At 60.6% G+C, this 10,995-nt stretch carries 10 protein-coding genes; all 10 read right to left on the minus strand.

What is annotated here, in order from left to right; genetic code table 11:
- Window positions 1–112: 112 nt before the first annotated feature.
- Window positions 113–1,582, minus strand: a complete 1,470-nt coding sequence (gene astD / locus AC1D19_RS24835) for a succinylglutamate-semialdehyde dehydrogenase (protein WP_477764841.1) — start codon at window positions 1,580–1,582, stop codon at window positions 113–115.
- A complete protein-coding gene (gene astA / locus AC1D19_RS24840; RefSeq protein WP_477752854.1) occupies window positions 1,579–2,604 on the minus strand; it encodes an arginine N-succinyltransferase in 1,026 nt (341 codons plus the stop codon). The genes astD and astA overlap by 4 nt, the downstream gene beginning before the upstream one ends.
- A 70-nt stretch (window positions 2,605–2,674) precedes the next feature.
- Window positions 2,675–3,694, minus strand: a complete 1,020-nt coding sequence (gene aruF, locus AC1D19_RS24845; RefSeq protein ID WP_110658821.1) for an arginine/ornithine succinyltransferase subunit alpha — start codon at window positions 3,692–3,694, stop codon at window positions 2,675–2,677.
- 209 nt (window positions 3,695–3,903) lie between these two features.
- Window positions 3,904–5,124: an aspartate aminotransferase family protein gene (locus AC1D19_RS24850; RefSeq protein WP_150757856.1), complete on the minus strand. Its 1,221-nt coding sequence runs from the start codon at window positions 5,122–5,124 to the stop codon at window positions 3,904–3,906.
- Between the two features lie 281 nt (window positions 5,125–5,405).
- Complete coding sequence (argR, locus tag AC1D19_RS24855; protein ID WP_477755903.1) at window positions 5,406–6,386, minus strand: transcriptional regulator ArgR; 981 nt, start codon at window positions 6,384–6,386, stop codon at window positions 5,406–5,408.
- 313 nt (window positions 6,387–6,699) lie between these two features.
- A complete protein-coding gene (locus AC1D19_RS24860) occupies window positions 6,700–7,464 on the minus strand; it encodes an ABC transporter ATP-binding protein (RefSeq protein ID WP_046042317.1) in 765 nt (254 codons plus the stop codon).
- A gap of 37 nt (window positions 7,465–7,501) precedes the next feature.
- A complete protein-coding gene (locus tag AC1D19_RS24865) occupies window positions 7,502–8,200 on the minus strand; it encodes an ABC transporter permease (protein WP_223446648.1) in 699 nt (232 codons plus the stop codon).
- On the minus strand, window positions 8,197–8,886 hold the full coding sequence (locus AC1D19_RS24870; RefSeq protein ID WP_015096506.1) for an ABC transporter permease: 690 nt from the start codon (window positions 8,884–8,886) through the stop codon (window positions 8,197–8,199). The genes AC1D19_RS24865 and AC1D19_RS24870 overlap by 4 nt, the downstream gene beginning before the upstream one ends.
- 91 nt (window positions 8,887–8,977) lie before the next feature.
- On the minus strand, window positions 8,978–9,754 hold the full coding sequence (locus AC1D19_RS24875) for an ABC transporter substrate-binding protein (protein ID WP_477755901.1): 777 nt from the start codon (window positions 9,752–9,754) through the stop codon (window positions 8,978–8,980).
- Between the two features lie 556 nt (window positions 9,755–10,310).
- Window positions 10,311–10,995 (minus strand): AMP-binding enzyme (locus AC1D19_RS24880; protein ID WP_477764838.1); only part of this gene is annotated, 685 nt, incomplete at its 5' end.

A 10,995-nucleotide genomic window follows, 5' to 3' on the forward strand; every position in this document is an offset into this window, starting at 1 on the left:
AAGACCGAGTCGCAGCCTTCGCGGGCAAGCCCGCTCCTACAGGGTTTGTGTCGTACACCAAATGTGTATCCACCACCGAACCTGTAGGAGCGGGCTTGCCTGCGAATGGGCATCACGCCATTTTCACGCCAGGCGTGAGAGCGGCAGGCATCACCAGGCTCGGCGTTTCCAGCGAGGCCACCGGGTACGCGCAGTAATCCGCCGCGTAATAGGCACTGGCGCGATGGTTGCCCGAGGCGCCGACGCCGCCGAACGGTGCACTGCTCGCGGCACCGGTCAGTTGTTTGTTCCAGTTGACGATACCGGCACGGCTTTCCAGCCAGAATTGCTGGTAACGCGCTTCGGAGTCCGACAGCAGACCAGCGGCCAGACCGTAGGCGGTGTCGTTGGCTTCAACGATCGCCGCTTCAAAATCAGCGTAGCGGATCACTTGCAGCAACGGGCCGAACAGCTCTTCGTCAGGTCGATCGGCGACAGCGGTCACATCCAGAATGCCCGGGGTCAGCAAGGCCGACCGGGCCTGAGGCTGCGTCATTTCCAGCAGCGCCACGGCGCCGTTGGCCAGCAGATGTTCTTGCGCATCCATCAACGCTTTCGCAGCGCCGAGGGAAACCACCGAGCCCATGAACGGCGCCGGTTGCTGATCGAAGGCACCGACTGCGAGGGTCGCGCTGACCGCCACCAGGCGCGCCAGCAGCGAGTCGCCCCAGGCACCTTGTGGCACCAGCAAGCGCCGGGCGCAGGTGCAGCGCTGGCCGGCGGAGATGAACGCCGACTGAATAATGGTGTACACCGCGGCATCAAGGTCCGCGACCTGATCGACCACCAGCGGGTTGTTACCGCCCATTTCCAGCGCCAGGATCTTGTCCGGACGACCGGCGAATTGCTGGTGCAGGTGATTGCCGGTGCGGCTGGAGCCGGTGAAGAACAGGCCGTCGATGCCCGGGTTCGCCGCCAGGGCGATACCGGTTTCGCGAGCGCCTTGCAGCAAATTCAATACGCCGGCCGGCAGACCGGCCTCGATCCAGCACTTGACCGTCAACTCGGCGACTTTCGGTGTCAGTTCGCTTGGCTTGAACAGCACGCTGTTACCGGCCAGCAGTGCCGGCACGATGTGGCCGTTCGGCAGGTGACCCGGGAAGTTGTAAGGACCGAACACTGCCACCACACCGTGTGGTTTGTGACGCAGCACAGCGGTGGCGTCGCCCAGCGGGCCGCTCTTCTCGCCGGTACGTTCGCGGTAGCTCTGCACCGAGATGGCGATCTTGTTGACCATGCTGGTGACTTCAGTCGCCGCTTCCCACAGGGGTTTGCCGGTTTCTTCACCGATGGTATGAGCCAGTTCGTCCGCGTGAGTCTTCAGGGCAGCAGCAAAGGCTTCCAGTACCGAAATACGTTCTTCCAGGGTACGCCGCGCCCAGCCCGGGAACGCCTGACGCGCCGCTTGCACAGCCGACTCGACCTGAGCGGCGGTGGCACCGGTGCCGGACCACAGCACCTGCTGGGTCACCGGGTTCAGCGACTCGAAGGCTTCGCCCCCACCTGCCAGCCATTCACCTGCGATGTAAAGCGAATTCATTATTTCGACTCCCGAGCTGCGGACAACGCCACGGCGCGCACTTGATCGCCAGCGTTGAGTTGAAGACGTTTGGCGGTCTGCGGATCGACCACCAGGGTGCCGGCGGCCAGACGTGCTGGCGCAGCAGTGATCCGGCAGTCCTCGCGCTTGCGGTTGTGAATGATGAATGGCGTGGCGTCGTCACCCGGCGTGCCAACGGCCAGCACCAGCGCCTGGCTGTCACGCACGGCGCGGATCTTGGCGGTTTCGCACTCGATGGCCGGGCCGGCGTCGAAAATGTCGACGTAGCCCTGGTAGCTGAAACCTTCGCTCTTGAGCATGGCCAGCGCCGGCTCGGTGTCCGGGTGCACCTGACCGATGACGTTGCGCGCATCCGGCGACAGGAAGCAGGTGTACAGCGGGAATTTCGGCATCAGTTCGGCGATGAACGCCTTGTTGCCCACGCCGGTCAGGTAGTCAGCCTGGCTGAACTCCATCTTGAAGAAGTGCCGGCCCAGGCTTTCCCAGAACGGCGAACGCCCGGCTTCGTCGGAAACACCGCGCATTTCGGCGATGATCTTGTTGCCGAACAGTTGCGGGAACTCGGCGATGAACAGCATCCGCGCCTTGGACAGCATGCGACCGTTGAGGCCACTGCGGTAATCGGCGTGCAGGAACAGCGAGCACAGCTCGGAGTTGCCGGTCAGGTCGTTGGCCAGGAACAGCGTCGGGATTTCACGATAGATGTTCAGCTCTTGCGAAGCGCTGACCGTCAGACCGACCCGGAAGTTGTACCAAGGCTCACGCAAGCCAACGGCGCCGGCAATGGCGGAAATGCCCACCACGCGAGCGTCGTCGTCTTCGAGCACGAACAGGTAGTCCGCGTCGCCCCGCCCGGCTTCGCCGCGAAAGGTCTTCTCGGCCCAGCCGACCCGATGGGCCAGCCGCTCTTCGTTGGCCGGCAAGGTGGTCAGGCCGGTGCCGGTGCTGCGGGCCAGGTCGATCAGAGCGGGTAAATCGCTGCTGCGTACGGGACGAACGATCATGCTATCTCCTCAAACGGGCCGCTTGCGCCACCCGTGAAACTTCGCTGCTTTCTAGGCATCAATTGCGACGTTAAACCGCCACCAGGCGCACGCTGGCACCCTCGCCGACGCCCAGGGCTTCGGCTGCTTCCAGGTCCAGGGTCACCGGTTTACCCGGTGCGTAGTCAAGCTCGAGCATGACCGCGCGGTAGTCCTGCAACTGGGCATTGGCAACCAGATACTGGCGACCGACGCCTTTGACCGGCTCGCCGATCTTCACTGGCACCACACGGCTCTGGGCGATCGAACGTATCCCCGAGACACGGGCATGCAGCGTCGGGCCGCCGTCGAAGATATCGATGTAGTGATCGGTTTCGAAGCCTTCGCGCATCAGGATGTCGAAGGTGATCTGCGCCCGCGGGTGTACCTGGCCCATGGCTTCTTGAGCGGAGTCCGGCAGCAGGGGCACGTAGATCGGGTAATGCGGCATCAGTTCGGCGAGGAACGTCCGGCTCTTCAGGCCGCACAGACGCTCGGCTTCAGCGTAGTTGAGGTCGAAAAAGTTGCGCCCGATGGCATCCCAGAATGGCGAGTCGCCGTTTTCATCGCTGTAACCGACGATCTCGGTCACCACGGAATCGGCAAAACGCTCCGGATGGCTGGCCACGAACAGCAAACGGCCACGGGAGTTGAGCTCCGACCACGGCGAACCCACCAGATCGCGCTGCACGTAGAAGCTGGTCAGCAAACTGTTGCCGGTCAGGTCGTGGCACTGCGAGAGCACGTGGATCTTGTTGTGAATCTTCAGCTCGCGCGAAGCGTGCACGAAGGTTTCGTTGCGGAAGCTGTAGAACGGCTCGGAATAACCGGCGGAAGCAACGATTGCCGAACAGCCGACCAGCTTGCCGGTAGTGGAGTCCTCAAGGACGAAGAAATAGCTTTCCTCACCATTGAAGCTCACTTCGGCGGCGAACGAGGCTTCGCTTGCCGCGATCTTGTCGCTCAGGCGTTCAACGTCATCCGGCAAGGAAGTGACACCAATCGGGCTGTCCGCAGCCAGACGCTGTACCTCGCCCAGATCAGCCATTTGCGCGGGGCGCATCACCAGCATGGTGTCACTCCTTTTTCTAAAACTCTTTGAGGAAAATAAGCAGGCCCGGCCTTTGAGGACCTTGTAGGAGCGAGCTTGCTCGCGATGGTGTGTCAGTCGACATCAATGTTGCTGATCCACCATCGCGAGCAAGCTCGCTCCTACAGTAAAGCGGGCCCGGCATATAAAATTGGGTTCGACGCCCGAAAACTCAGGCGTCGAAGGGTCTATCAGGCTTGTGTCAGTTTTGCCGCAGCGCGTTCGAAACGGTCCAGACCGGCATCGATATCGGCGTCTTCCACCACCAGGCTTGGGGCGAAACGCACCACGTCCGGGCCGGCTTGCAGAACCATCAGGCCTTCTTGCTCAGCGGCGTTGAAGATGTCCTTGGCCTTGCCTTTCCAGGCATCGCTCAGCACGCAACCGATCAACAGGCCCATGCCGCGGACCTTGGTGAACAGCCCGTATTTCTCGCCGATCTGCTCAAGGCGCGCCTTGAACTTGTCGTGTTTGGCGTTGACGCCGGCCAGTACTTCAGGGGTGTTGATCACGTCGATCACGGCTTCAGCGACCGCACACGCCAGCGGGTTGCCGCCGTAAGTGGTGCCGTGGGTGCCGACGACCAGGTGCTTGGCCAGGTCGTCGGTGGTCAGCATCGCCGCGATCGGGAAACCACCGCCCAGGCTCTTGGCGCTGGTCAGGATGTCCGGGATCACGCCGTAATGCTGGTAGGCGAACAGATGGCCGGTACGGCCCATGCCGGTTTGCACTTCGTCGAAAATCAGCAGCGCGTTGTGCGCGGTGCAGAGTTCGCGGGCACCTTGCAGGTATTCCAGTTCAGCCGGGATCACACCGCTTTCGCCCTGAATCGGCTCCAGCACCACGGCGCAAGTCTTGTCGGAAATGGCAGCTTTCAACGCAGCCAGATCGTTGTACGGCACGTGGGTGATACCGGTGATTTTCGGACCAAAACCGTCGGAGTACTTCGACTGGCCACCGACGTTCACGGTGAACAGGGTGCGGCCGTGGAAACTGTTGAGCGCGGCGATGATTTCGTACTTCTCGCTGCCAAAGCGGTCGAAGCCGACGCGACGGGCCAGCTTGAAAGCGGCCTCGTTGGCTTCGGCGCCGGAGTTGCAGAAGAAGGCGCGGTCGGCAAAGGTGGCATCGACCAGCTTATGGGCCAGGCGCAGGGCCGGCTCATTGGTGAACACGTTGGACACGTGCCACAGCTTGTTCGCCTGCTCGGTCAAGGCACCGACCAGCGCCGGATGCGCGTGGCCCAATACGTTAACGGCAATCCCGCCGGCGAAGTCGATCAGCTCGCGACCGGACTGGTCCCAAACGCGGGAACCGGCGCCACGCACAGGAATGAATGCGGCAGGCGCGTAGTTGGGAACCATAACCTGATCGAAATCGGCGCGTTGTACCGCAGCGTGCTCAACGGACATCGGAGTCTCCTGAAGAGAAAACACTCGCCTGAAACTGGCGAGCGATGGGGGGATTGTAAGGACAGTTTTCAGCCCGGCCTTGCCGCCAAGCGACAACTTCTTATAGCGCAAACCCCGGATTTTCCCGGGTTTACGGCAATGCGACATATAGGGTCGCAAAGGCGCAGTTTAAACTGTCGCGAGCGCTTATAGGCAGTTCTGCGGGAAACCGGCTGCTCCCACAGGGGATTGCGCCTGATCAGTTGGCACTGGTTTGAAAAGGCTGCTCCTGCTGGAGCCAACTAGCTACGTTCGGCCGGCACTGACGACAATTCGAACGGGCTGCTGCTGCGCCGCTGGTTGCGATCTTCCCGCGGCGTGGCGCCGAAGAAGTTGCGATAGGCGCTGGAGAAATGCGGCCCCGAGGAGAAGCCACAGGACAGGCCGATCTGGATGATCGACTTGCTGGTTTGCATCAACATCTGCCGGGCCTTGTTCAGGCGCAGTTCCAGGTAGTACTGGCTCGGCACACGGTTGAGGTATTGCTTGAAGATGCGCTCCAGTTGCCTGCGGGACACGCACACGTGCTGGGCGATTTCGTCGGTGGTCAGCGGCTCTTCGATGTTGGCTTCCATGAGCAACACGGCTTGTGTGAGCTTCGGATGGCTGGAACCGAGGCGGTTTTGCAGCGGAATGCGCTGGCGTTCACCACCTTCGCGAATACGCTCGACTACCAGTTCCTCGGAGACCGCACCGGCCAGTTCCGCACCATGGTCGCGAGCCAACACGGCCAGCAACAAGTCGAGTACCGACAGGCCGCCGCACGCCGTCAGGCGATCCCGATCCCAGTCGAACAGGTGACTGGTGGCGATGACCTTCGGAAAACGCTCGGCGAAATCGTCCTGCCAGCGCCAATGCACGGCCGCGCGATAACCGTCGAGCAAGCCTAATTGCGCCAGCGGATAAACACCGGCCGACAGACCGCCGATCACGCAACCGGCACGCACCAGTTGTTTAAGCGCACTGCTGAGCGCCGGCGCCAGTGCGGTCGGTGGCTCGTCGGCGAGCAGGAACAGCTTCTGGAAATTTTCGAGCTTGCCGGTCCACGCTTCACCCGGCAACTGCCATTCGCCTTCGGTCCGCGGTTCGGCCTGCAGGAATGACAGTTCGTAAACCACGTCCGGATGCACACGCTGGGCAACACGCAAGGCCTCCTCAGCCAGCGCAAGCGTCAGTGCTTTAGTGCTGGGCCAAATCAGGAAACCAATTCGATGGGCAGTCATGGGCGAGCGATCCGAAGCGAAGAACAGTGATGAAGGCATGGGCCAATGCTAGCCCGTAAACGAACGCAAATCTCAGAACCAGCACAGATCTAAATGTGGGATCTGGCTTGTCGGAGCCCCCCTGTAGGAGCTGCCGAAGGCTCGGGCCGCGATCGGACGATCTTTTGATCTTGATTTTTCAAATCAAAAGATCGCAGCCTCGCGTCACTCGACAGCTCCTACAGGGGGGCGACAAGCCAGCCCCCACAAGGGAGCGGGGCCAGCCACCAAATTGCGAAGCATGCACTATCCCTGTGCACAACGGCAGTCCTGATTATTTCAAGCTGCCGGACAGGAATTGCTGCAAACGCTCGGACTGCGGGTTCACCAGCACTTCGCGCGGGTTGCCGCTTTCTTCGACCACACCTTTGTGCAGGAACACCAACTGGTTCGACACTTCACGGGCGAAGCCCATTTCGTGGGTCACCACGACCATGGTCCGGCCTTCCTGGGCCAGGGCCTGCATGACTTTCAACACGTCGCCAACCAGCTCCGGGTCGAGGGCCGAGGTCGGTTCGTCGAACAGCATCACTTCCGGCTCCATCGCCAGCGCACGGGCAATCGCCACGCGCTGCTGCTCGCCGCCGGACATGTGGCCAGGATAAGCATCCTTGCGATGAGCAACGCCTACCTTGTTCAGGTAGTGCTCGGCTTTCTCGCGTGCTTCAGCCTTGGACATGCCCAGTACATGCACCGGCGCTTCCATGATGTTTTCCAGCGCGGTCATGTGCGACCACAGGTTGAAATGCTGGAACACCATCGACAGGCGCGAACGCATGCGTTGCAGCTGTTTCGGGTCGGCAGCCTTCAGCGCGCCGTCCTTGTTCGCCACCAGCTTCAGCTCTTCGTTGTTGAGCAGGATCTTGCCCGCGTGCGGCTGCTCCAGCAGGTTGATGCAGCGCAGGAAAGTACTTTTGCCGGAGCCACTGGAGCCGATGATGCTGATCACATCGCCGGCTGCCGCCTTCAGGGACACGCCCTTGAGCACTTCGTGACTGCCATAGCGTTTATGCAGGTCTTGGACTTCAAGTTTGTACATGCTGTCGGTTCTCACAAAAACAGTCAGTCAGTGGTATTCAGTGCTTGCGCGGGGCCAGGTAGCCCAGCCAGCGGCGCTCGGCCATCTTGAACAGCTTCACCAGGATGAAGGTCAGGCACAGGTAGAACACGCCGGCGGTGATGTACGCCTCGAACGGCAGGTAGAACTGGGCGTTGACCGTGCGCGCGGCACCGGTGATGTCGATCAGGGTCACGATGGACGCCAGACTGGTGGTCTGCAGCATCATGATCACTTCGTTGCTGTACTGCGGCAGCGCGCGGCGCAGGGCCGACGGCAGCAGGATGCGCTTGTACATCTTGACCCGCGACATGCCCATGGCCTTGGCCGCTTCGATCTCGCCGTTCGGCGTGGCGCGCAGGCTGCCGGCGATGATTTCGGCGGTGTAGGCGCTGGTGTTGATCGCGAAGGCCAGGCACGCACAGAACGTTGCGCTGGACAGCCACGGCCAGAGGAAGCTTTCACGTACGGCTTCGAACTGCGCCAGACCGTAGTAGATCAAGAACAGCTGCACCAGCATCGGCGTGCCGCGGATCACGTAGGTGAAGAGCCAGGCCGACATGTTGACGACCGCGTTTTTCGAGACGCGCATCAGGCCCAGCGGCAAGGCGCACAGCAGGCCGAAGAACAGCGACAGCGCGAGCAATTTGAGGGTGGTCACCAGGCCGCCGAGGTACAGCGGCAAGGCCTCCCAAATGACGTTGTAGTCGAAGATCATAGATCAGCCGCCCTTACGCCTACCGAGTAGCGCTTCTCAAGGTGACGCAATGCCAGCAACGACACACTGGTGATCACCAGGTACATCGCCGCCACTGCGAGGAAGAAGGTGAAAGGCTCGCGGGTGGCATCGGCCGCCTGTTTGGCCTTGAACATCATGTCTTGCAGACCCACCACCGAAATCAGCGCGGTGGCCTTGGTCAATACCAGCCAGTTGTTGGTGAAACCGGGAATCGCCAGGCGAATCATCTGCGGCACCAACACCCGGAAGAACACCTGGAAACTGCTCATGCCGTAGGCCATGCCGGCTTCGGCCTGACCTTTGGGGATCGCCATGAAGGCCCCACGGAAGGTTTCCGACAGGTACGCACCGAAGATGAAGCCCAGGGTGCCGATACCGGCGGCCAACGGGTTCAGGTCGATGTACTCGTCAAAGCCGAGTAGCGGTGCGACGCGGTTGAGCAGGTCCTGACCGCCATAGAAAATCAGCAGGATCAGCACCAGGTCGGGAATACCGCGGATCACCGTGGAATACAGGTCGCCCAGCCAGGCCAGCCAGCGCACCGGCGACAGACGCAGTGCCACGCCGATCAGGCCCAGAACGATGGCCATGGCCATGGACGACAAGGCGAGCTGAAGCGTCAGCCAAGCGCCATCGAGGATGACAGCCCCGTAGCCTTTCAACATGATTCAGGTCCTCGAAAGTTGGGATGAAAAAATGGCGCAAACCTCAGAGATCCTGTTGCTTGCGCCATTTCGGACTTGTCGCAGAGACGTGTTACTTGCCGTAGATATCGAAGGCGAAGTATTTGTCCTGGATTTGCTTGTACTTGCCGTTCTCGCGAATGGCCGCGATGGCTGCGTTGAGCTTGTCCAGCTCAGCCTTGTCGCCCTTGCGCACAGCGATACCTACACCGTCGCCGAAGTATTTGACGTCGGTGAACGCAGGGCCAACGAAGGCGAAACCTTTACCGGCGTCGGTTTTCAGGAAACCGTCATCCAGCAGCGTAGCGTCTGCCACGGTGCCGTCGAGGCGGCCGGCGGCCACGTCGAGGTAAATTTCGTTCTGCGAACCGTAAGGCTTGATCTCGGCACCCAGCGGGGCCAGGACTTCGCGGGCGAAACGCTCGTGGATCGAACCACGCTGCACGCCGATGTTCTTGCCCTTGAGCTCGGTCAGGCCTTCGCTGACCTGAGTGCCGGCCTTCATGACCAGGCGAGCCGGGGTGTTGTAGTACTTGTTGGTGAAGTCCACAGACTTCTTGCGATCTTCAGTGATCGACATGGACGACAGGATGGCGTCGATCTTGCGCACCTTGAGCGCAGGGATCAGACCGTCGAACTCTTGCTCGACCCAAACGCACTTGGTCTTCATCTCTTCGCACAAAGCGTTGCCGATGTCGTAGTCGAAACCAACGATGCTGCCGTCCGGCGCTTTCGACGCGAACGGAGGGTAAGCCGCCTCGATACCGATTTTCAGAGGTTTTTCATCGGCGAAGGTTGGCAGAGACAGCACGGACAGTGCCAGGGCGCCAAGCAGCACGAGTTTCTTCATCTTGGGACTCCATCGGTAAAGGGCTAAAACGGCAGAGTGAGCAACAGCCCAATATGCGAGTGAGTGGAACCAGAAAGCAGTGCTGCGTCCTGGGAAGCCAGTGTTTAAATTCAACACGGGCAACGACGAGCGAGTGATCGGCATTCTAACGACAGGCCCGAGGCCGATATTTCTTCAATGCGACAACTAATTACAGAAGCACCGAGAAAGCCGTTTTAGCGCGTTGACAGCCCTGCAAAATCATGCAGAAGCAAAAGACATTGAACCGATCTGTATTGCAAATTGCGGGCCTATTATTGGCAAACCCTTCTAATCCGGCAAGCGCAGTGTAATGGCTTATTTTTTGAGGGGCATTTCAGGCCCGGATTTGAGCCCCGGCGTTTCCCAATGCCCCGTATTGAAGCGATGCGGTTACACATTGAGTAACCTGAAAGAATGCAGGTAACAGTAGGAAAATGCCGACAGAGGAAGCCGATAATTATTGGTTGAAGATCAAAAACAAAAACCCCGCCAGGCTCAACACCTGACGGGGCTTTTGATGACTCAGATCCGCCGCTTACGCGACATTCATGGTCTTGTGCGTATCAATCAAATGCTGCACCACACTCGGATCAGCCAGGGTGGAGATATCACCCAACCCATCATATTCAGCCGTCGCAATCTTGCGCAGAATCCGCCGCATGATCTTGCCCGAGCGAGTCTTCGGCAGCCCCGGCGCCCACTGGATGACATCCGGCGAAGCAATCGGGCCGATCTCCTTGCGCACCCAGTTTTTCAGCTCCAGGCGCAGCTGCTCGTTCGGCTCTTCACCGTTTTTAAGGGTGACATACACATAAATGCCCTGCCCCTTGATGTCGTGCGGCACACCGACCACCGCCGCTTCGGCGACTTTCGGGTGCGCGACCATCGCGCTTTCGATCTCGGCGGTGCCCATGCGGTGGCCGGACACGTTGAGCACGTCGTCCACGCGACCGGTGATCCAGTAGTAACCATCGGCATCGCGACGGGCGCCGTCACCGGTGAAGTACATGCCACGGAAGGTCTTGAAGTAAGTGTCGACGAAGCGGTCATGATCGCCAAACAGCGTACGCGCCTGGCCTGGCCACGAATCGAGAATCACCAGGTTGCCCTCGGCCTCGCCTTCGACGATGTTGCCCAGGTTGTCCACCAGTGCCGGCACCACGCCGAAGAACGGACGCGCCGCAGAGCCTGGCTTGAGCGCGTGAGCCCCCGGCAGCGGG

The sequence above is a fragment of the Pseudomonas sp. P1_C12 genome, assembly GCF_056406435.1.